The sequence below is a fragment of the Acinetobacter sp. IK23 genome (genome assembly GCF_035615275.1).
GTDB lineage: Bacteria > Pseudomonadota > Gammaproteobacteria > Pseudomonadales > Moraxellaceae > Acinetobacter > Acinetobacter seifertii.
In genome coordinates this window covers 122,189-144,151 of record NZ_JANBNX010000005.1, presented here as the reverse complement: position 1 = coordinate 144,151, position 21,963 = coordinate 122,189, and the positions used below count along the sequence as shown (strand labels likewise).

The 21,963-nt window shown below is 39.6% G+C and carries 21 protein-coding genes and 1 pseudogene; 9 read left to right on the top strand and 13 right to left on the bottom strand.

Annotated elements, in window-relative coordinates; translation table 11 throughout:
* Window positions 1–10: 10 nt before the first annotated feature.
* On the top strand, window positions 11–445 hold the full coding sequence (locus MSG95_RS05960; RefSeq protein WP_324624620.1) for a nuclear transport factor 2 family protein: 435 nt from the start codon (window positions 11–13) through the stop codon (window positions 443–445).
* On the opposite strand, the gene MSG95_RS05955 is transcribed toward MSG95_RS05960, so the two are convergent.
* The 9 genes and pseudogenes from MSG95_RS05955 to MSG95_RS05915 form a co-directional block, all read right to left on the bottom strand.
* Entirely contained in the window at window positions 442–876 is a 435-nt protein-coding gene (locus MSG95_RS05955) for a YbjQ family protein (protein WP_004705861.1), read from the bottom strand. The two genes, MSG95_RS05960 and MSG95_RS05955, sit on opposite strands and share 4 nt — an antisense overlap.
* A gap of 7 nt (window positions 877–883) precedes the next feature.
* Complete coding sequence (locus MSG95_RS05950) at window positions 884–1,234, bottom strand: YbjQ family protein (RefSeq protein WP_004705862.1); 351 nt, start codon at window positions 1,232–1,234, stop codon at window positions 884–886.
* A gap of 108 nt (window positions 1,235–1,342) precedes the next feature.
* Window positions 1,343–2,797 (bottom strand): multidrug efflux RND transporter outer membrane channel subunit AdeK, encoded by a 1,455-nt coding sequence (gene adeK, locus MSG95_RS05945; protein WP_004705863.1) that lies wholly within the window; start codon window positions 2,795–2,797, stop codon window positions 1,343–1,345.
* Window positions 2,797–5,973 carry a multidrug efflux RND transporter permease subunit AdeJ gene (gene adeJ, locus MSG95_RS05940; RefSeq protein ID WP_004705864.1) on the bottom strand — a complete coding sequence of 1,059 codons (3,177 nt, stop codon included), beginning with the start codon at window positions 5,971–5,973 and terminating at the stop codon, window positions 2,797–2,799. Before adeJ ends, adeK begins: the two co-directional genes overlap by 1 nt.
* Window positions 5,974–5,985: 12 nt before the next feature.
* A complete protein-coding gene (gene adeI / locus MSG95_RS05935) occupies window positions 5,986–7,236 on the bottom strand; it encodes a multidrug efflux RND transporter periplasmic adaptor subunit AdeI (RefSeq protein ID WP_004705865.1) in 1,251 nt (416 codons plus the stop codon).
* 24 nt (window positions 7,237–7,260) lie between these two features.
* Window positions 7,261–7,887: a phosphatase PAP2 family protein gene (locus tag MSG95_RS05930; protein ID WP_004705866.1), complete on the bottom strand. Its 627-nt coding sequence runs from the start codon at window positions 7,885–7,887 to the stop codon at window positions 7,261–7,263.
* 183 nt (window positions 7,888–8,070) lie between these two features.
* Window positions 8,071–10,131, bottom strand: a complete 2,061-nt coding sequence (locus tag MSG95_RS05925) for a site-specific recombinase (RefSeq protein WP_004705867.1) — start codon at window positions 10,129–10,131, stop codon at window positions 8,071–8,073.
* A gap of 14 nt (window positions 10,132–10,145) precedes the next feature.
* Entirely contained in the window at window positions 10,146–11,123 is a 978-nt protein-coding gene (gene sdsA, locus MSG95_RS05920) for an All-trans-nonaprenyl-diphosphate synthase (RefSeq protein ID WP_004705869.1), read from the bottom strand.
* A 46-nt stretch (window positions 11,124–11,169) separates the two neighbouring features.
* Window positions 11,170–11,469, bottom strand: a pseudogene (locus tag MSG95_RS05915) (hypothetical protein).
* 96 nt (window positions 11,470–11,565) lie between these two features.
* On the opposite strand from MSG95_RS05915, the gene rplU reads away from it, so the two are divergent.
* The 7 genes from rplU to MSG95_RS05880 all read left to right on the top strand — a co-directional run bounded on the left by rplU (window position 11,566) and on the right by MSG95_RS05880 (window position 17,391).
* Window positions 11,566–11,877: a 50S ribosomal protein L21 gene (rplU, locus tag MSG95_RS05910; RefSeq protein WP_004705870.1), complete on the top strand. Its 312-nt coding sequence runs from the start codon at window positions 11,566–11,568 to the stop codon at window positions 11,875–11,877.
* 18 nt (window positions 11,878–11,895) lie between these two features.
* Window positions 11,896–12,153, top strand: a complete 258-nt coding sequence (rpmA, locus tag MSG95_RS05905) for a 50S ribosomal protein L27 (protein WP_004705871.1) — start codon at window positions 11,896–11,898, stop codon at window positions 12,151–12,153.
* 242 nt (window positions 12,154–12,395) lie between these two features.
* Window positions 12,396–13,091 carry an outer membrane lipoprotein chaperone LolA gene (gene lolA / locus MSG95_RS05900; RefSeq protein WP_004705872.1) on the top strand — a complete coding sequence of 232 codons (696 nt, stop codon included), beginning with the start codon at window positions 12,396–12,398 and terminating at the stop codon, window positions 13,089–13,091.
* Window positions 13,092–13,223: 132 nt separating this feature from the next.
* Window positions 13,224–14,012, top strand: coding sequence for an RsiV family protein (locus MSG95_RS05895; RefSeq protein WP_004705873.1), 789 nt, complete (start codon window positions 13,224–13,226; stop codon window positions 14,010–14,012).
* Window positions 14,013–14,130: 118 nt separating this feature from the next.
* Window positions 14,131–15,402 carry a serine--tRNA ligase gene (gene serS / locus MSG95_RS05890; RefSeq protein WP_004705874.1) on the top strand — a complete coding sequence of 424 codons (1,272 nt, stop codon included), beginning with the start codon at window positions 14,131–14,133 and terminating at the stop codon, window positions 15,400–15,402.
* 67 nt (window positions 15,403–15,469) lie between these two features.
* On the top strand, window positions 15,470–16,843 hold the full coding sequence (gene cysG, locus MSG95_RS05885; RefSeq protein ID WP_004705875.1) for a siroheme synthase CysG: 1,374 nt from the start codon (window positions 15,470–15,472) through the stop codon (window positions 16,841–16,843).
* Between the two features lie 74 nt (window positions 16,844–16,917).
* Window positions 16,918–17,391 carry a tRNA (cytidine(34)-2'-O)-methyltransferase gene (locus MSG95_RS05880; protein ID WP_002051239.1) on the top strand — a complete coding sequence of 158 codons (474 nt, stop codon included), beginning with the start codon at window positions 16,918–16,920 and terminating at the stop codon, window positions 17,389–17,391.
* A gap of 65 nt (window positions 17,392–17,456) precedes the next feature.
* On the opposite strand, the gene MSG95_RS05875 is transcribed toward MSG95_RS05880, so the two are convergent.
* A complete protein-coding gene (locus tag MSG95_RS05875) occupies window positions 17,457–17,837 on the bottom strand; it encodes a winged helix-turn-helix transcriptional regulator (RefSeq protein ID WP_004705877.1) in 381 nt (126 codons plus the stop codon).
* A 115-nt stretch (window positions 17,838–17,952) separates the two neighbouring features.
* Here MSG95_RS05875 and MSG95_RS05870 point away from each other — a divergent pair, with 115 nt between their 5' ends.
* Window positions 17,953–18,513 carry a flavodoxin family protein gene (locus tag MSG95_RS05870; RefSeq protein WP_004705878.1) on the top strand — a complete coding sequence of 187 codons (561 nt, stop codon included), beginning with the start codon at window positions 17,953–17,955 and terminating at the stop codon, window positions 18,511–18,513.
* Between the two features lie 38 nt (window positions 18,514–18,551).
* Here MSG95_RS05870 and MSG95_RS05865 read toward each other — a convergent pair whose 3' ends face one another.
* From MSG95_RS05865 to MSG95_RS05855, 3 genes are all read right to left on the bottom strand, one after another.
* The gene (locus MSG95_RS05865; protein ID WP_004705879.1) at window positions 18,552–19,937 is read right to left on the bottom strand and encodes an APC family permease; all 1,386 of its coding nucleotides are present in this window, start codon (window positions 19,935–19,937) and stop codon (window positions 18,552–18,554) included.
* A gap of 264 nt (window positions 19,938–20,201) precedes the next feature.
* Entirely contained in the window at window positions 20,202–21,386 is a 1,185-nt protein-coding gene (locus tag MSG95_RS05860) for an iron-containing alcohol dehydrogenase (RefSeq protein ID WP_004705881.1), read from the bottom strand.
* A 1-nt stretch (window position 21,387) separates the two neighbouring features.
* Window positions 21,388–21,921, bottom strand: a complete 534-nt coding sequence (locus tag MSG95_RS05855; protein ID WP_004705882.1) for a hypothetical protein — start codon at window positions 21,919–21,921, stop codon at window positions 21,388–21,390.
* Window positions 21,922–21,963 lie beyond the last annotated feature (42 nt).

Genomic DNA, 21,963 nt, shown 5'->3' with positions numbered 1-21,963 from the left:
AAGGTTCGCCATGGATCAAGACTACCATCGTATCTTAGACGTTGTAACGCGTTTTCAATTGGTCTTTGACCAGAAAAATTGGGATGCGTTTGATGAGTTATTGGCCGATCAACTTGAGGTGGACTATTTCCAGTTTAGAGGAGAACCTTTATGTGTGGTGTCTTGTCATGAATTTAAAGGTTCTCGGCAACAAGCTTTGTCGCATTTACGACTACAGCACAATTTGAGTAATCCTCTTATTCGGATTGAACAAGACCGAGCATGGCTAGAGTGTAATTATCAAATTTACCGTTTTTCGGAAAATGATTATTTTCATTCTTTTGGTCGCTATTATTTTACTTTGGCAAAACAACTGGACAAATGGAAAATTACCGGAATTTGCCAACACTTAACTAAAAATATTGGCAATCCACGTATTCACTTTTCTGCTATGGGGCAGTGCTAGTCTCTGACTGCTGTACCATAAGCGAAAACCTCAACCATTCCGCCTTGCATACCGAGTTCGGTTGTACTCAGCCGAACTCCCATAATATGGTTCGCACCTACACTATGTGCTTGTTGTTTTAAACGAATAATCGCTTCGCGACGAGCACGCTCAACAATACTTTCATAACTGCTAAGACGACCACCTAAAACGTTTTTTATAGAAGCCAGTACATATTTAAAATAGTCATGTGAAATGACTACATTACTGCTAATAAAATGACCTAACTGATCACTTGTTGCAAAACGGTTGGTATCAATTCTGATATGGGCAAATTGTTGCTCTTTTTCTAGAAGTTCATTCAAATGCTTTCGCTCAATATGGCGGCCAAAAGCCCATCCAATGCTAAAAAGAATAAGGAAAACAACAAGCTGAAAAATAAGATTGTCCATTTTCTACCTATACTTTAAATGGATCTGGTAGATGTGGAGTTTGAGGTTGCACAACGACTGCTGTGCCATATACAAATAGCTCGGAAGCGCCTTGGGCGATGTTTGAAGTTGAAAAACGAATACCAACAATTGCATTCGCACCAAGCTGTTGGGCTTTGGCAATCATACGATCCATGGCTTCTTGGCGGGATTCTTCTAAAAGTTCGGTGTAGCCTGTAAGTTCACCACCCACAATATTTTTTAAACTTGCCATGAGGTCACGGCCCACATGTTTGCTACGAACAGTGCTTCCATACACAACATCGAGTTGTTTTAAAATTTGATGGCCTGGAACGTTTTCTAAATTACTTAATAACATTGTTTTTTATCAATCGACATTTTTAAAGATTCAAGATAGAAAATATTCAGATGAGTTGCAATAAAAAAGCCCACCGAAGTGAGCTTTTATGAAAATCAGATTTAAAGCTTATTGTTTTTTCAGTTCAGCACTTGATGGTTGATGTACCACTGTATCTGAAGAGTTTGATTTTAAACCACCACCTAGAGTTTTATATAACTCGATTTGGTTGTTTAAGTTTGCTTGTTGAAGCAATAACAAACCTTGTTCTGCTGAATAAGATGAACGCTGTGCATCAAGAACAGTCAGGTAACTATCAATACCAGCACGGAAGCGAGCATTTGAAAGTGTGTAGTTGCGGTTAGTTGCTTCTACCAAACGTTGTTGTGCTGTTAAACGGTCACCAATGTTGGCACGTGTAGCAAGTGCATCATTCACTTCGCGGAACGCAGATTGAACTGATTTTTCATAATTAGACAATGCAATTTTCTGATCAGTTTCAGAAATTTTTACATTGGCACGACGAGTGCCCCAGTCAAAGATTGGTAAATCTAAACTTGGGCCAATTGACCATGCAAAACCACCGGACTTAAATAGATCACTTAAGTCAGTTGATGCATAACCAGCTGAACCCGTTAAGCTAATGGTTGGGAATAAACGTGCTTTTGCAGCACCAATATTCGCACCCGCAGCGCTTAAGTTATATTCAGCCGCTTTTACATCTGGACGGTTGTTAAGTAAGTCACTTGGTAAACCAGCAGTGAATACATTTTGCTGAGCAACACGTTTTACTGGTTGTGTAGGCAACAAGTTTTGTGCAACTGGTTGACCCACAAGTAAGTTCAACAAGTTTTGTGCTTGGGCAATCTGTGTTTTGTAGTTTGCTACGTCATTACGTGCAGTTTCTACAGAAATCTGTGCCTGACGTAATGGAACTTCACTGTCGATACCTACATCAAAACGTTTTTTGTTGAGATTGTAAGAGTCTTGCTGTGCTTTAAGTGTTTGCTCTGCAAGTCGTAAGTTTGCTGTTGCAAACGAATAATTTAACCATGCTTGAGCAACTTCGCTAATAAGACTGATTTGAGTCGAATCGCGAGCACTTTGAGTTGAAAGATAACTATCTAAAGCAGCATCTTTTAGACTACGAACACGACCCCAAAAATCAAGCTCGTAAGCAGTTACACCCAAACCTACTTGATAAGTAGAGTAGGGGTTATTTGGATTACTGCTTGGAGTAACTTGACGAATCGCACTAGCGCTTGCACCAATAGTTGGAAGCTGATTGTTCTTTGTAATCTGATATTGCTCTTGAGCACGTTCAATATTGAGCGTTGCTGTACGCAAGTCACGGTTGTTGGCAAGAGCCAAGTCAATCACTTCGAGCAAACGAGGATCAGCAAAGAACTGCTTATAACCTTGTTCAGCAATAGACGTACCAGAAGCGCTGTTATATGCATAGCTTTGTGGTATATCGGTTTTCACGACTGGTTCTGGGCCGCGCATGCTTTGACAAGCTGCCAAAGCAAGCGCAAGTGCAGATACCGCAATGCTACGACCTGAAATAGACCATACTTTTTGCATCACGATTTATGCTCCTGAGTGTTTATGGTTTTTGGTTTGTACTTAAAGATACTACGAATCCACACATAGAATACAGGGATAAAGAAGATACCTAAGAACGTTGCACTGAGTACGCCACCAAGTACACCAAAGCCTACAGAGTGTTGACTTCCTGCACCAGCACCTGTTGAAAGAGCAAGTGGAAGTACACCGAAACCGAAGGCAAGGGTCGTCATGATAATTGGGCGTAAACGCATTTTTGCAGCATGTAAAGTTGCATCAAGCAAGTCTTCACCTTTCTCTTGCAGCTCTTTTGCGAACTCGACAATCAAGATCGCATTTTTTGCAGAAAGACCGATCACCGCAATAATTGCTACTTGGAAGTAAATGTTATTTGAGAGATTTGGATCTCCTTTAATAATCATACCCAAGTAAGTCAATACGATCGCACCAATGACACCAAGTGGTACCACCAGTAAAACCGAGAATGGAATTGACCAGCTTTCATACAATGCTGCTAAGCAAAGGAATACGATTAACAATGAAAGCGCATATAAGAATGGAGCTTGAGCACCAGACTCACGTTCTTCAAGTGATAAACCTGTCCATTCATAGTCGAAACCTTGTAAGCCCATAGATGGTAACTTACCAATAATTTCTTCCATTGCTTTCATGGCATCACCAGAGCTCACGCCAGTTGCAGGAGTACCTTGAATGTTGACCGATGATACGCCGTTATAACGTTCAAGACGAGGAGAACCATAAGTCCATTCACCAGTAGCAAATGCAGAGAATGGAACCATTTCACCTTTGTTATTACGTACATACCACTTGTTTAAGTCTTCAGGCATCATACGGCTACCCGCATCACCTTGAACATAAACTTTTTTCACACGGCCACGGTCAACGAAGTCGTTAATGTATGCACCACCCCATGCAATACGCATTGTATTGTTGATGTCAGCAATGCTCACACCCATTGCGCCAGCTTGAGCCTGATCTACATTAATTTGATACTGAGGTGTATCTTCCTGACCATTCGGACGCACACCCATAAGGCGTTTATCTTGTGATGCAAGACCTAAAATCGTGTTACGAGCGGCGATCAGTTTCTCATGGCCTTGACCACTTGAATCTTTAAGCTGTAAGTTAAATCCGGCAGTTACACCCAATTCAGGCATCGCTGGTAGTTGTAATGGCATGATATAAGATGCGTCTTTAACGATCATATTTAATGCCATACCACGTTTAATTAATGCACCGATTTGAGTTTCTGGTGATGTACGCTTGCTCCAGTCTTTTAACTTAATAAATCCAATACCAGCATTTTGACCCACACCTGTGAATGAGAAACCAGAAACGGCAAAGACAGACTCAACAGTGTCTTTTTCATTCATAAAGAAGTTTGTCATGGTATCAATCACTTTACCTGTGCGGTCAAGCGTTGCATTAGGAGGTAGTTGAACAAGTGTCATTACAACGCCCTGATCTTCTTCTGGTAAGAATGAAGATGGGAGTTTTTGGAACAGGAATACTAAAAGGGCAACTACAACAGCATAAAGAATGCCAGAGAAGATTTTGCCTTTAAGCATGCGACTAACACCATTTTGGTAGCTATGCGACATGCGGTCAAAACCATTGTTAAAGCTTCTAAAGAAACGAGCAAAGATATTATTGCTTGGTTCTTTGTTCGGATCATGCTGTTTTAAAATAGTTGCACAAAGTGCAGGGGTGAATGTTAACGCTACAATTAGCGATAGAACCATTGCTGTTACAAGGGTAATCGAGAATTGACGGTAAATTACACCCGTTGTACCACCAAAGAAGGCCATTGGTACGAATACCGCTGTCAATACACTGGTAATACCCACTAACGCACCAGAAATCTGCTGCATTGAACGAGAAGTTGCCGTAACCGGATCGGTATGGTCTTCGCTCATTACACGTTCAACGTTTTCGACTACAACAATGGCGTCATCGACCAGAAGACCGATTGCCAATACCATAGCAAACATGGTTAAAGTGTTAATCGAGAAACCGAAAATATTAATAACAGCAAATGTTCCTAATACAACTACTGGAACTGCAAGCGTTGGAATAATCGTTGCGCGCCAGTTTTGTAAAAATAGGAACATGACGATGAATACCAAAATCACAGCTTCAATTAATGTGTGTACTACACTTTCAATTGAAAGACGGATGAATGGAGTCGTGTCATAAGCCAACTTATCAGCAAGACCTGCTGGATAGTTCTTACGTAATTCAGATAAACGTTGTTCAACAGCAGCAGCTGTATCTAGTGCGTTAGCACCGGTTGCAATTTTAATTGCAAGACCGCCTGCTGGTTTACCATTAAATTTTGAGTCGAACTGGTAGTTATCAGAACCTAACTCTACGCGAGCAACATCTTTTAAACGAACTTCAGCACCAGATGCTGTGTTCTTTAAGAAGATATTTTTAAACTGCTCAGGAGTCTGTAACAAGCTTTGTGCGTTTACTGTTGCGTTAAGTACTTGACCTTGTACGGCAGGTGCGCCACCTAACTGACCTACAGCAACTTGCGAATTTTGTGCTTGTAACGCAGTCGCAATATCAGTTGGAGTGAGTTGATAACTTGTTAGTTTGGCCGGATCAAGCCAAATACGCATTGCGTATGAACCACCAAATACTTGTACCTCACCAACACCAGCAACACGGCTAAGCGGTTCTTTAATTGTCGAGTTTACATAGTCTTTAATGTCTGAGTCTGAAAGGCTGTTATCTGGTGAGTAAAATGCAATAACTTGCAAGAAGCTGGCACCAGATTTAGTAACAGTTACACCTTGACGTTGTACATCTTCAGGTAGAAGAGCAGTTGCAGATTGCAATTTGTTTTGAACCTGAACTTGTGCAATATCAGGGTCAACCCCTTGCTCAAAGTTTAACTGAATAGATGCCTGACCATTACCAGCACTGTTAGATGAAATATAGCGTAAGCCATCAAGACCATTCATTTGTTGTTCAATGATCTGGGTTACGGTATTTTCAACGGTTTCAGCCGATGCACCAGGGTAAGTCGCAGCAATCGTGACAGTCGGTGGTGCAATCGTTGGATACTGTGCAATAGGCATTTTTGTTAGCGTGAGAATACCCGCCAACATAATGACTAATGCAATCACCCACGCAAAGATGGGGCGATGAATAAAAAATTGTGCCATTCAATCTACCCCTTATGCATTTGAAGCTGCTTTCTGTTCTGCTTGAGGTTTACCTGATTGAGCCGGTTTAGCAGCATTTGGTGCTGCACCTTGAGGATTTGCTGGTTGAGCTTGATAAGGTTTTGCCGATACTTCTTGCCCTTCTTTAACTTTGGCAACACCATCAACAATGACTTTATCACCGGCTTTTAAGCCGTTTGTCACAATCCAGTTTTGTCCTTGAACACCTGAGGTTTCAACAGGACGACTCTCAACAGCCCCTTTAGCATTAACAAGCATTGCTACAGCTTGACCTGTAGGTAGACGTGTAATGGCTGCTTGTGGGATCAGATAAGCATTTGGAACAACACCCTGAACAATTTGTGCAGTGGTATACATACCCGGAAGTAACAGATGATTCGGGTTAGAGAATACGGCACGTAATGTAATTGTTCCTGTATCTTGGTTTACAGAAGCATCAGAGAAAGCAAGCTGGCCTTCGATTGGGTAGGTAGAACCATCTTCAAGCTTTAATTTTACTTTCGTGTTGTTACTATTATTCAGACTGCCTTTACTCAATTGTTGACGTAAACGCAATAATTCAGCACTAGACTGATTAATATCAACATAGATTGGATCTAACTGTTGAATTGTCACTAACGGATCAGTCTGATTTGCAGTAACCAAAGCACCAGCTGTTACTGTCGAACGTCCAGATTGCCCAGAAATAGGAGAGCGAATTGTAGAATAACCAAGATCTACATTTGCATTTGTTACTTGAGCCTTAGCTGCAGCAACTTGTGCTTCTGCAACATTAACTTGACCAAGTAAATCATCATATTCCTGTTTAGACACAGCATTACTAGAAACAAGTTGTTTGTAACGATTTAACTTGGTACGTAGTGAAGCTAGATTTGCCTGTTGTTGTAGGAGAGATGCTTTTGCATTTTCTAACGTTGCGCGGTTCGTTCTAGAGTCAAGCTCATACAGTGCCTGACCTTCACGAACGTAGCTTCCTTCAGCAAATAAACGTTTTAAAATCACGCCACTTGTTTGAGGGCGAACTTCAGAAATTTGATATGCTGAAGTACGGCCTGAAAGCTCAACGCTTTGTTCAACACTTTGTGGTTGAGCAACAATAACACCTACTTCTGCAGGCGGCATTTTCTGAGCAGCAGCAGCTTGCTGTTTCTCATCGGAGCCTTTGCTACAACCAACAAGTGCGATACTTGTTGCTAATGCGCAAGCAGTAAGGGCTGGTGCCCAAAGCTTAGCCGACATCATTGTTCCACCTCGTTTAGATAAAATCTAAAAATATATTTGTTTTCTACTTAACCTACTTTGTGTTTGTAATAACCAGAGCCAAAGCAGTGCAATCCAAATAAAACCAATGCCCCAACCAGCGAGTACATCTGTTGGGAAATGAACTCCTGCATATATTCTTGAAAGCCCCATACACACAAACCAAAGACAGGAGATCAAAACAATATAAGGAGAGTTAGTGTTGTGCTTATGGCATAACATAATCATTGCCAGACAAGCCAGTGTTGATGCATAAACACTGTGTGCACTTGGGAACGATGCACCGTAACTTTCAACAATATGATATGCCGCAGGAGGTCTAGGCCGGTTAACACACCATTTGAGCAGCCAACCAATGGTGATACTGCCGATAACTCCCAAGCTAATGAAAATAACAGTAATAAATTTTTTATACCATGCTAAATATACACATACTAGAAAGGATAAAAAACATACAAAAGGCATGCCGCCTACGCGTGCAAGAAAGGTAGTTATACTATTAAGATAATCTAAACGATGATGACTCAATGTTTGAACGGTGAGCAAGTCCAAAGATTGAAGACTTGGTACAAAAAGACCAAGAACACCTAATCCTAAAAAAACACAACCAATACAAAGCAATAGATAGGGCATAAACACACCTTTGCTCATTCATATAGTTTTTTCACTATTGAACGCCGTTGAAAGTGTACTTGCCAGTACACTTTTTTTCAAGCCTGATAGATCATCGTAAATTCATTTTGAAATTTTTTTAACATTTGGAAAAACAATCACAACAAAATTGACGAAATTCACATTTTATGTACAAAGCAAAACTCAGTGTTCTGCTTTTTTACCGCTACTGGCTTGTGTATTTTCTTCGAGTTCTAGTGGCTGTTTGGGTGGCCAAAAGAAATCGCTTGGATGTGTAAGAAAATGGGTCATGACTAGTTTGGCTAAAGGTTTCCATTGTTCAAAGCGAACTCGGCGTGCGCGTAGGGCTACAATAATCGTTAAGGTGAAACTTACGAATAAGTTGGTGAGGCCGATACAGAGCACACCTAAAAACGAAACTATAATCAAACCAATATCAGGGCTACCATTAATGGTCATTAAACCTTGTATGAAGTTCGCTGAAGCAAAGGCAATATGTCGAATATCAAGAGGTAGACCAAGGATGAAACCTATGGTTCCCATACTTCCTAGCATGACACCAAATAGAAAGTTACCCGCAAGTGCACCTAAGTTACGTTCAATATATTCAGCAAAACGATTAAGACGTTCTTGTCCAAATAAACTGCGTAGTCGGCGATGAGCTTTTAAACGTGGTCCAACTTTTCTATAAACAGCCATATTATCGAAATAGCCTGCAATCAGACCCGACAAGAACAAACACACACCTGCAATTGCTGCATGTGGAACTGCTAACGACGTAAAAGGATTTAAGCTATGTAATAAATAGGTTGCTTTGGTATGGGTTAATAAAGGCTCATCTAGGTAAAACTGCCAAGCAAAAGTAATGAGCGCGGCAGTAGGAATCGCAATTGAGATGTTACCCAAAATAGCAATAAACTGAGTTCGAATAATATTGATAATAAGTGCTGCTAATTCTGCAATTTGTGCAGTTTTAGAGCCTTTACGCTGCTGTACAGTTGCAGCGAGTGCAGCAGCGGTCATTGCTGGCTGTTTTGTTGCAACGGTAAAGTGCAGTACGTGAATCAGAATAAAACCAAGTGAATAGTTCATACTGAACGTAAAGGCTTGCATGAGCGGTGCCATTGTCATTCGTGCAGCAAGAATCTTTAATGTTGCCATACAGGCAATAATGACACCTGCACCAGCAGCAGCTTTGTACATTCCCCAAAAGCCTTTAGTGTCTGTACTTACATAATGTTCACCGGTACGGCTCGCATTTTCTGTAACCTGAAACGCGATGAGTTCACTGGTGGTGCTTAATAAAGAGCGAACACTTTTTTCACTATAATGGGCTTTAGTTAAGTCCGAAATTAGGTTTCCTAAAGAAACGTAGCGTCCTTCACTGTCGTCTACAACTAGATAAAGTAATAATTCAATTCGGTCTAAACACTGCTCAAGCAAAGACAATAAATAAGTCAAACTTAAACTAACACCGATTCTTTTGGTGGCTCGACGTATTTTTAAAACAACATCTCGACATTGTTCTAACATTACAAAGGCTTGAGAAGCATCTGGAGGTACTGTTACGACAGTATCATGTTGAGAAATATCTTGTTTTTTATATTTTTCGATAAACTCAATAATTTCGCGGTTTTGTACCAAAAAAGGTGATTCGTATTCAGTTAGTTCTGGTTGAGCATTAATAAACTCGGGATAAAGACCAATACCGCTAATCCGATAAGACAAGACGGTAATAGCCTTAATCATCTCTCGTTGAATAGCGTGTTTTTCATCGACGTTACTATTACTTTGTCCAATAAGTCCGAATAATGTTGCCCAATTTTTATCATCAATATGATTCAACCAGATTGAATCACTTTCTAAATAAAAAATTTTCCCAATCAAAATTTTGAGTTGACTTGAATCTTCAATAAGTGGCAGGAAATGGCCACCGAGTCTTTGCCCAAGCTGATTCCAGAAACCATCTAAAGACAGAATTCCGCTATCTGCATATAAGCTCACTTGCTTATATTGATTAATTAAACGTAATAAAAAGGATTGTAAGAGAGCTGAAGCGGTAGGGGTAAGTAAAAGGCTGTCAATAAATGCTTGTATTTTTTGTTGTATCTCCTCCGTACCGTGAGGATCGGATGGCCGTAAAGCATTGACTAAATCAATAAGTATATTTTCATCAATAACAGCTTGAGGATTTTCAAGCTGTTTCTGGATTTTTAAAAAATGATCTGAAAAATTTATATGCATAGGCAAAATAGTATCTACTGTATTCGATGTAATGCAAGCCGAGTTAAATTCATCAATGCCTGACGATAAGGTGTATCAGGTAAGATAGATAAGGCTTGCAGTGCTGCTTCTGTTTCTTCTTGGGCACGACGCTGGCAATAATCTAAAGCGCCAGACTTTTGCACAATTTCAATGACTTTTGATAATTGATCAACTCCACCAGTCGCAATACTACGACGAATAATGGCGTGTTCTTCACCTGTTGAATGTGCTAATGCTGAAATTAACGGTAAAGTAGGTTTACCTTCCATCAAATCATCACCAATATTTTTACCTAATGTTTCAGCATCCGACGTGTAGTCTAAAATATCGTCAATAATTTGGAATGCATTTCCGAAGTGACCTGCAAATAATCTTAAAGATTCGCGGTAGGCTTCTTGGCCCGCCAAAATAGCAGCACCTTCAGTTGCAAGTTCAAATAAACGAGAAGTTTTACCGTGAATAATTTTTAAATATGTTTCTTCAGTTGTATCGGGTTGATGCTGAGATTGAAGCTGTAATACTTCACCTTCTGCAATTTCACATGTACCTGTTGAGAAGTCTTTTAATAAGGTCATGTTGTTTAAGTCGACCAATAGATCAAAAGCGCGAGCAATAAGGAAATCACCCACTAACACGGCAGTTTGGTTGTTCCAAGTCGCATTGGCAGTAGGACGGCCACGTCGAAGCCCCGATTCATCGACCACATCATCATGCACTAAAGTTGCTGTATGGAGCATTTCAATAATGGCTGCCAGACGCTGTGCATTTTGCATATTGTCGAGGCCACAAGCGCGTGCTGCAAGTAGACACATGATTGGGCGCATACGTTTGCCGCCAGCTTCAACAACATGTTTACTTACCGACATGACCAAGCCGACTTTTGAGCTAATTCCTTCATTAATCAAGTGATCCATCGCAGCAAAGTCTGTAGCAACAGGAGCGAGAATGTCTTGCTTAAAATCGATGACCATATGAAGAAAAACCCCGTATAGGTAATAATTGGCGTTAGTGTATCAATTAAAAGTGCATTAAACAGGGAAACAAGCAATTGATATTCATCATTGTATATTCATGAAGAGTTCTTTGTTCTTTATTTCGGCAAAACGATGTGTTTCCGACAAAACAATAAATTTTAATAACGTCAACATGAATACAGCTTGTTCTTGTTGCAAGTTGTGATTGGAACTTTATTTTAAATTCTATTCAGAATCAATGAAAAGTACTAAATTCGAATCGAAGCTGTTTTTATTGTGTAAGAATAACCACCTCTAGTTGTATAGATAAAGATAAAGCACTTGTCGTTTGATCAAATTTCACTTAAAATCTGTCGCCTTGTATAACCCCAGTGGCGTTCGTTTTAAGATCGATATATCCCTTTATCGACACGACGACACGGGCTGATTGGAGTACATTATGTACGCAGTAATCCAAAGCGGTGGTAAACAGCACCGTGTAGTTGAGGGTGAAACCCTTAAAGTTGAATTATTGAAAGCTGAGTCTGGCGCAACTATTACATTTGATGATGTATTAATGGTTGTAAATGGTGACAGCATTCAAATCGGTGCTCCAGTTGTAGCTGGCGCTAAAGTAACTGCAGAAGTGATTGGTCATGGTCGTCACGACAAAATCCGCATTATCAAAATGCGTCGTCGTAAACACTACCGTAAGCAACAAGGTCACCGTCAATGGTTCACTGAGTTGAAAATTACTGGTATTTCAGGCTAATCACGAGGAGTAAGAGACATGGCAACTAAAAAAGCCGGTGGATCGACGAAGAACGGTCGTGATTCAAACCCAAAAATGTTAGGTGTTAAAGTTTACGGTGGTCAAACTGTAACTGCTGGTAACATCATCGTTCGTCAACGTGGTACTGAATTCCACGCTGGTGCAAATGTTGGTATGGGCCGTGACCATACTTTATTTGCTACTGCTGACGGCGTAGTAAAATTCGAAGTGAAAGGTCAATTTGGCCGTCGCTACGTAAAAGTTGAAGCTGTTTAAGTTTTAGCTTTAAAAAAAAGCCCACATTTTGTGGGCTTTTTTTATGGAACTTCATTAATTTTATCTTCATCATGATGAATGAAATTCTACAAACAATATGAATAACATAACAAAATATCTTATTTTCTCAATGATTAGCACTGAGTTTGTCGGTTAATATGGGTCATGAAATGAAGAGCTTATTCTGCTTGTTCTAATCAAAGCTTAATAGGTTATCTTACAGCAACTAAAAAGGTGATGACATGAATATGCTTCGTAAAACTATGTGTGCTATTACACTCAGCGCGTCAGTGCTTGCTCCTGTAATGAGTACTACAGCGTTCGCTGCACCAGTAGCAGCACCGGAGCAACAGGCAATTGGGAACTTGGTAAATCAGTTGTCAGGATTACAACGTTTAACTGCCGATTTTGAGCAAACAACGAAATCTAATACAAAAACTATGGTACAGAAAAAAGGTTTAGGTGCTCAGCATATGAACCAGACGTTTAAGGGGTCTATGAAGGTCGAACGTCCAGGGAAATTTTATTGGGAAACTGTGAGCCCGTCTAAACAGACTATTGTAACTAGTGGTAAAACAGTCTGGATTTATGATCCTGATTTACAACAAGCCGTACGTCAAAGCTTAGATTCACAAGTAGCCGATACACCAGCTTTATTGCTCTCTGGTAATACTAATCAAATCATGAAGTCTTATCGAGTGACTCAGCCAGATAAGTCTAAGTTATACTTCACTTTATTCCCTAAAAAAGAAGATGGCGCTTTTCAAAGTTTAACGATTAGTTTTGGTGCAAACAAAGCACCTACGTTAATGGTGCTACAAGATTCTTTAGGTCAAACCACTTACGTGAAATTTAATAATGTGAAAGTGAATGCTTCAATTCCAGCTTCTACTTTTAATTTTACGCCTCCTAAAGGCACCGATATTATTGATCAATAATTATTCTGACTCTTTAAGAAAGCCACCATTTCAGGTGGCTTTCTTTTTATATATCAACCCTAGATACATTTTTTAACCCCGTCTTATTCTTACGCCTTGTATAGTGATAAAAGAGAATATACGGGGATTAACATGCGACTTTACGACAAGAAAATTATTTTCATTCTTCCTATAGTAGCTGCCATGGTGGCAGTAAGTGGCTGTCAGCCAAAATCTGCAGCTAAAGATGAGCAACCCGCATCTAGTGCTTCAGTAAAAGAGCAAAAACAAGCAGAAGTTCCTGTTATTCAGGCAAAAGTAATTCCAGTAAAATTACCAAAGTCTAAAGTTTGCCTTGAAGATGGCTGTACTGAATATGATTTCCAGACAGTACAAACGAATGAAAAATGGATTAATGATTATTTTACGAACCGTATAAAAAAGGCAGACCCGAATGCTTTTGCAAACTTGGCTGATAAACCTGTTGAAGTACCAGAGGGAGAGCCTCGTTCAAGTCAAAGTGCAATTTATGTTCGTTATTTAGGACAAAATTATAATCTTGCAACCTTTGCCTTACAGACATACTCATACTCCGCAGGTGCAGCACATGGCATGTCACATCAAGAATTTGTAAATTTCGATTTATTAAATAAAAAGCACATTACTGTTGCTGAGCTTATTAAGCCAGATGTAGAAAAACAACTTGTTGATGCACTTTTTGATGCGAATATCAACTGGCTTCAAGACCACAATATTACCCGTGAAAAACTACAGTTAAGTGATAATTACTACTATGGTGCCAATGGGATTGTTTTTGTTTATCCAGTTTATGAATTGGCTTCTTATGCAGAGGGTATGACTGAATTAACACTGCCGTATTTTGAGGCAGCTAAGTTCATTAAACCTGAGTATTTACCAAGTGTGCCAAACTACAACATGTAAAATATGTGGTCTCTTCTCGGAATTGTGTGAAAGCTATTCGATATGAAGATGATCACTATATTTTTTAGTGCTAAGGGCTTACACTATAGCCAGTTTTTTACCCATATTATGATTAATTATGATCGACCCTAAGTTACTCAGAAATAATATTGAAGTCGTTAATGCAGCTTTGGCAAAACGTGGTGTTCAGCTAGATGTCCAAGAATGGGCATCTTTAGAAACTCGCCGTAAAGACTTGCAATCAAAAACTGAAAAGTTACAGGCAGAGCGAAATGCCGGTGCTAAACAAGTGGGTCAGATTAAAAAATCCGGTGGCGATGCTTCTGAAATCATGGCACGTATGCAGGCCATTGGTGATGAGATTAAAGCTGCTGAAGTTGCTTTATCAGAACTACAAAATGAGATTGAGCAAAAAGCACTAAGCATTCCAAACTTACCAGATGAATCTGTTCCAGTTGGTAAAGATGAAAGTGATAACGTTGAAATCTCAAAATGGGGTACACCTCGTCAGTTCGATTTTGAAATCAAAGATCATACTGATTTAGGCGAGTGGATGGGCGGCCTAGAGTTTGAAACTGCGACCAAACTTACCGGTTCACGTTTCAGCGTGTTGAAGGGGCCTTTAGCGCGTCTACAACGTGCTTTAACTCAGTTCATGCTTGATACCCATACTTTAAAGAATGGCTATACTGAAGCTTACGTGCCTTATTTGGTTAATGCTGACTCACTTCGTGGGACAGGACAATTACCAAAATTTGAAGAAGATTTATTTAAACTTCAAGGCGAAAAAGAATACTACCTTATTCCTACAGCTGAAGTTCCTGTCACAAATTTTGTTCGCGACGAAATCATTGATGCAGACCGTTTACCACTAAAATATGCAGCGCATACACCATGTTTCCGTAGTGAAGCTGGTTCTTATGGACGTGATACACGTGGCTTAATCCGTCAGCACCAATTTGATAAAGTTGAAATGGTGCAAATCGTTAAACCTGAAACATCTATGCAGGCACTTGAAGAACTCACTGCACATGCCGAGGGTATTTTGCAGGCACTTGGTTTGCCATACCGCAAAATTTTGCTCTGTGGTGGTGATATGGGCTTTGGTGCGATGAAAACTTACGACTTAGAAGTATGGGTTCCAAGCCAAAATACATATCGTGAGATTTCAAGCTGCTCTAATATGGGGGATTTCCAAGCACGTCGTATGAAAGCGCGCTTCCGTATGGATCAGAAGAAGACTGAATTAGTGCATACGCTAAACGGCTCAGGTCTTGCAGTAGGACGTACTTTGCTTGCAGTTATGGAAAATTACCAACGTGAAGACGGCTCAATTGAGATTCCAGAAGTATTACGCCCATATATGGGTGGTGTAACGTTTATTGACTAAACTTTGCATCTAAATTGTGCACGTTTTTTGCTTAAACATAATCAGATGATTGATGTAGAGGTTTAAGGTGGATATTTTTCCAATCTCTTTGAAGTTGCAGCAGCAACGTTGTCTGATTGTGGGCGGAGGGCATATTGCTTTACGCAAGGCAACCTTATTAGCTAAGGCGGGAGCAATAATTGATATTGTTGCTCCTGAAATTGAAGAACAGCTTCTGCAATTAGTAACAACAACAAATGGTCAGCATTTTGTTGAAGTTTTCTCTGAAAAGTTTTTAAGTACACCATATCGACTCGTCATTGCCGCGACCAATGATCCGCAAGTCAATAAAACAGTCTTCGAGCAATGTGAAGTACGTAATTTACTCGTAAACAGTGTTGACGATATTCCACATTGCCGTTTTATGGTTCCTGCGATTATTGACCGTTCACCTTTAGTGATTTCGGTTGCTTCAAATGGGACATCTCCTGTTTTATCTCGTCAAATCCGCACACAGTTAGAGATATCCATTCCGCATGGAATGGGGAAGTTAGCTGAGTTTTCAGGAAAATGGCGAAATAAGGTTAAAGAAAAAATTTCTAATCCCGATGAACGCCGTATTTTTTGGGAAAACTTGTATGCAAGTCCCTTAAAAGAGCAGGTTTTTAACGATAACCTAGATGTTGCCGATAGCATGCTTGAACAAGCATTGCAGGAGTGGAAAGCACCTAAAGGTGAAGTTTATTTAGTGGGCGCAGGTCCTGGTGATCCTGAACTGCTTACCTTAAAAGCTTTACGTTTAATGCAGCAAGCTGATGTGGTCATTTATGATCGTTTGGTATCTCAACCTATTTTAGAGTTATGCCGTCGAGACTCGACAAAAATATATGTCGGAAAAGCTCGCTCAAATCATTCGGTTCCCCAAGATGGGATCAATGCTTTACTCGTTGAATATGCTCAACAAGGAAAGCGCGTTTGTCGTTTAAAAGGTGGTGATCCGTTTATTTTTGGGCGTGGTGGTGAAGAGATCCAAGAATTATTCCAAGCTGGTGTGCCATTTCAGGTGGTTCCGGGGATTACTGCAGCATCAGGCTGTTCAGCTTATGCGGGTATTCCGCTCACTCATCGTGATTATGCGCAGAGTGTACGTTTCCTAACTGGCCATTTAAAAGAAGGTTCTCCTGAGCTTCCTTGGAATGAGCTGGTATATGAGAACCAGACTTTAGTTCTTTATATGGGCTTAGTAGGCTTGGAACGTATTTGTGAGCAATTAATCGCTCACGGACAGCGCCCAGATATGCCAGTTGCATTAATTTCAAAGGGTACAACCCCTGAACAAAAGGTTGTGGTGGGGTCACTTGCTGATATCGCATCTAAAGTGACAGAACATCAAATTCATGCGCCGACTCTCACGATTATTGGTGAGGTCGTGCGTCTGCGTGAACAGTTACAGTGGAACTAATGGGCTAATAATTATCTTTGATCAAGTTAATGATTGCCTGAGTTAACCAAAAAGTAATTTAAGTGAGTAATTAAGTGATTCATGTTGTTCTATACGAGCCTGAGATTCCTGCAAACACAGGAAATATTATTCGACTATGTGCGAATACAGGGGCTCAATTGCATTTGGTTAAGCCTTTAGGTTTTGAGCTTGATGATAAAAAGCTTAAACGTGCAGGGCTTGATTATCATGAATGGGCAAGAATGCAGATTTGGGACAATATTGAAGCATGCCTCGCAGACTTAAAGTCAAAAGGTGTTGAGCATGTCTTTCCTCTAACGACAAAGGGTTCTGCAACTCCGCATACAGTTGATTTGAATCGACCTGTGGCTTTACTGATGGGGCCAGAAACACGCGGCTTGCCTGAGCATGTTCGTTTGATGTTCCCTCAAGAGCAGTGGATTCGCTTGCCTATGGCTGAAAACTCTAGAAGTTTGAATTTGTCTAACGCAACGGCTGTAATTGTTTACGAAGCATGGCGTCAGCAAGGTTTTAAAAATTTAGGTTAATTTGTTAACTCTTTAAATAAAAAATAAGGCCAGTAAAGGCCTTATTTTTTTAATCTAATTTTAATTTAAGCTTGTTCTAGTACTTTTTCATCATAGGTGATTTGTGCTGCTAAAACTTGCTCAATGTTTGTTTCAGCCCATTCTTTTAATTGGAAGGCCATTGAAGCGACATTTTGGCCTAATGGTGTAAGTGAATAGTCAACACGAATAGGTGAAGTGTCTTGAATCTTGCGTTCGATAAAGCCATCTCTTTCTAGCATTTTTAACTTTTGTGACAAGACTTTAGGTGAAATACCTTGAATATTCTTTTTGAGTAGATTGAAGTGCTGCGTTTCTTCCTCAAGAATATTTAAGATGAGTAAAACCCACTTATCTGCAATTTTTTCAAAAAATAAACGAGCAGGGCAATGTTGTTGAAAAATATTGTATTTTAGACATTCATTCATACCATTTACCTACTTATTTCTAAAAAAATATACTAGTTACCAAGTGGTAACTAATTGACACCTAGTTTCTAAAATATATCATAAAATGGAATTTAATAAAACACAGGTTTATCCCATGTCTAATTCTAATATTGCGGTTGTATATTTCTCTGGTTATGGCCACACGAAAGTAGTTGCTGAAACTTTTGCTAATGAAATTAATGCTCAACTTATCCAGATTGATCAGGAAGGTAATATTACTGAGCAAGATTGGGAAACATTAAACAATGCAAAAGGTATTGTTTTCGGTGCTCCAACTTACATGGGTACAGCACCATGGCAATTTAAAAAATTTGCTGATGCAACTTCAAAAATTTGGTTTACACGTGGTTGGGAAGATAAAGTATTTGCAGGCTTTACCAATAGTGCAAGTCTAAATGGTGATAAGCAAGTTACGCTTATCCAATTACAAACTTTAGCATCACAACACGGCGGTATTTGGGTGAGTCTTGGATTGCCGCCATCAAATACAAAAAGTGCAACACGTGAAGATGTAAATAACCTAGGCGGTTCAGTAGGTTTACTTGTTCAGTCGCCATCTGATGCAAGTGTAGACGAGATTCCAACAGGGGACTTGGAAACAGCAAAACTTTATGCAAAACGCGTACAAGGTATTGTAAATAAAATATTTGGATAATAAGTCCATAAAAAAAGGCGCTTTGAGCGCCTTTTTTATTATTCATGCTCGTTGTGTTGAGGAGCATTGTATTTAAAGCCTTTGGTCTTGTAAGCAAGATAACCTACACCAACCACTGCCCAAGCCAAGCCAATTTGTAAAGCAAGCTTGTCAATTTCCAACCACATTAGGAACACACTGGCAAAACCAAGTGTCGGTACAATAATGTAATTAATAATATCTTTAACAGATTTGTTTTTACCATCTCTAAGCGCATAACGCGAAATTACAGAGAAGTTTACAAAACTAAAAGCAGTTAAGGCCCCGAAACTAATTAAGTTAACAATATGTTCAAGGTCTAAAAAGCCAGCAGACAGCGCAACTACACCAACAATAAGAATGTTGTAAGTTGGAGTATGTAATCTTGGGCTAATATGACCAAACAACTTTTTATTGATAACGCCATCACGTCCCATAACATACATTAAGCGAGATACACCAGCATGTGCTGAAATACCCGATGCCATTACTGCAACCACGGCAAAGTATAAAACTAATGTTTTAAATGCAATGCTACCAATTGCTGCAACCATCACAGGTTGTGATTCATCTAAAGGTTTAAAGTACGTAGTAGGGTTGCTCGGGAAATACAGCTGGATAAAGTAAGTGCTTATGATAAAAATGACACCAGCAAGAAGTGCTGTTGAAAAAATCGCTTTTGGAAGTGTTTTTTCTGCATCTTTTGTTTCTTCGGCAAGTGAAGATAAAGCATCAAAACCTGTAAAAGAAAAGCACAGTACCGTTGCACCACCAATCAAAGCACTAATAGAGGTCATATCATTCCAAAAAGGAGTGAGTGACCATAATTCAGCCTTATCCGGATTTAGCGTACCGTCAGCATATACACCTTGGGTAAGCAAGGTATACACTTGATAAACAAAGTAAAAAATAACACCAAGTTGAATAACTACAATTGTACTGTTAAAGCGAGCAACAAAACGTGCGCCGAATAAGTTAATAACAGTCATTAATGCAGTTAAGCCAATAACCCATAACCAATTATTTACTTCCGGAAACAATGCTCTTAAATAAATATCGGCCAAAATGATATTGACGAGTGGTGAAAGTAAATAGTCTAGCCAAGATGACCAACCCACCATAAAACCAACATTAGGGTGAATTGACTTTTGGGCATAGGTGTATGCTGATCCTGAAGAAGGATAGCGTTTGATCATGTGTCCATAACTGATTGACGTCAATAAAATTGCAACTAACGCAAAAATATAAGAAGTAGGTACATGACCACCACTTCGTTCTGATACTAAACCAAAAGTATCAAATAAAGTTAATGGTTGAATATAAGCTAAACCAATAATAATGATGTGCCATAGCACAAGATTCTTTTGGAGCTTAGCTGTTGGTTTAGTCCCAGATAAGTTTGTCAACGGCGTTATCCTCATAATCGTTGATCAAGGATCAGCTTGGTGTTAAGGATCGTTTGAGACGAACGATCCCCCCTACATAAAAGATAAAGTGCGCCAATCTATCCTAAATTGATGCAAATTGTCAGTACTTTCGTGGAATTTTTAGCAAATTTTTTGCCATATTTCCAAAGAAAATGATGAATAAAAATTCATAGATATAAAAAAGGTCTGATTTATCATAAAAATCAGACCTTTAAGTTTTACTTTAAATATCTAAAACTTAAGTTACCAAGCTTTTTGTAAGATCTCGCGTATGTCTTTTAAGCTTGCTTCCTTAGGATTATAAATAATAGAGCCATCATTTAGTGCTTTTTCAGCAACTTCATCAAGTTGAGCTTCAGTAACCTTACCAGTTTCGCGCAAGGTACGAGGTAACTTGGTTAGGCTAAACAAGCGATCACGCATTGCTAGAATAGTCGTAATTGCTCTATCTGCACGTTGGGTTGCTGGAGTTTGGGCATAAATATCTGCACCAGCTAGAGGTAATAGTAACTCACCAATTTTCTGACCATTTACTTGTTTGTTGTATTCAAGCACATAAGGTAAGAATAGGTTCATACATAAACCGTGGGGCAGGTGAGCGACCGCACCTAATGCATGTCCTAAAGAGTGTACAAGACCTACCATCGAATTGGAAAATGCGATACCTGCCATTGTGGAAGCTTGTGCAAGCTCTAAACGACCTTGTGAGTCATTTGGATTTTCTAAAACGTTAAATAGATTTTCGCTAATCTTTTTAATACCTGCACTCGCATAAGCATCGCTGAGTGGATTGGCTGCCATACATGTATATGCTTCCACACAGTGTGTTAATGCATCCATACCAGTCATTGCCGTCAAGTGAGGTGGCAATGTTAATGTCATGCGTGGATCTAAGATTGCAGCATGTGGCATTAAATAGTATGAAGCAAATGCCAATTTAACATTCTTTTGTGTGTCGGAAACCACCGCAACCATAGTCACTTCTGAACCTGTACCTGAAGTGGTCGGAATCACAAAAAATGGCTTTAACGGTTTTGGTAGGTTATGAGCGCCAGAATATTGAAGAAGGTCATTTCCACCTTCTGAGACTAAAATATTGGTTGCTTTAGAGGTGTCAATAACAGAGCCACCACCAACAGCAATAATCGCATCACATTTATTTGTGCGATAAGCTTCAGCAGCAAGACGAACTACTTCAAGACTTGAGTCTGGTGGGACATCATCAAAAACATGACCAATCACCGCATCAGTCGTGCTAAATGCAGCTTCAATAGGGTTGAGTAAGCCATTTGCACGGACACCTTTATCTGTAATGATAAGTGGACGCTTTGCACCTAAAGTTGCAAGTTCAAACGGAATATGTTCTAAAGCAGCATTACCGGCAATGACTTTTACAGGACAAAAGAATTCGTAATATGGTTTAGCCATGTTATGCGCTCCGCTTGAAGTAAGACTTAGCTACTTTTAAGTAAATATTTGCAGCTTCGTTGAATTTTTCTTTTAGGGTGAGTTCGGTTGGATATTCTTTAACTGCAAGTGACGCTACCAATTTTGGTAAAATGAGAGATTCCATTTTATTTAGGCAGCGCACTAAACGAATTGCTGCGGATACATCGCCATCAGCAATCATGCGGTCATTTGCAAATGCTTGAGCGGTACTTTCCTGAAAAGAGAACACCAAAAATGCATGTGTCACATGCTTAAAAGTGATGGTTAAATCAGGTTTTTTTTCCGCTCTTTTCAGCAGTTCTAATTGTTTATCTTCTGTCACTCGTGCAAAAAATGCTGGTCCATTTGGGAAAACATTCATTGAAAGTACAAAGTGAACAGGAAATTTAGACACTTCCTCTTGTATTTCACTATCAACCTGACTTGCCATGACTAAGCCTCGACCAACAACGTCCATCATGAGCTTAACGTAGGCAAGTTGCAGAGTGGGCTTTACAGCTTTTGTCGAAATCACTTGCTATCCCTTCTTAAAATTATGCAAAAGCAAATTTAGAGT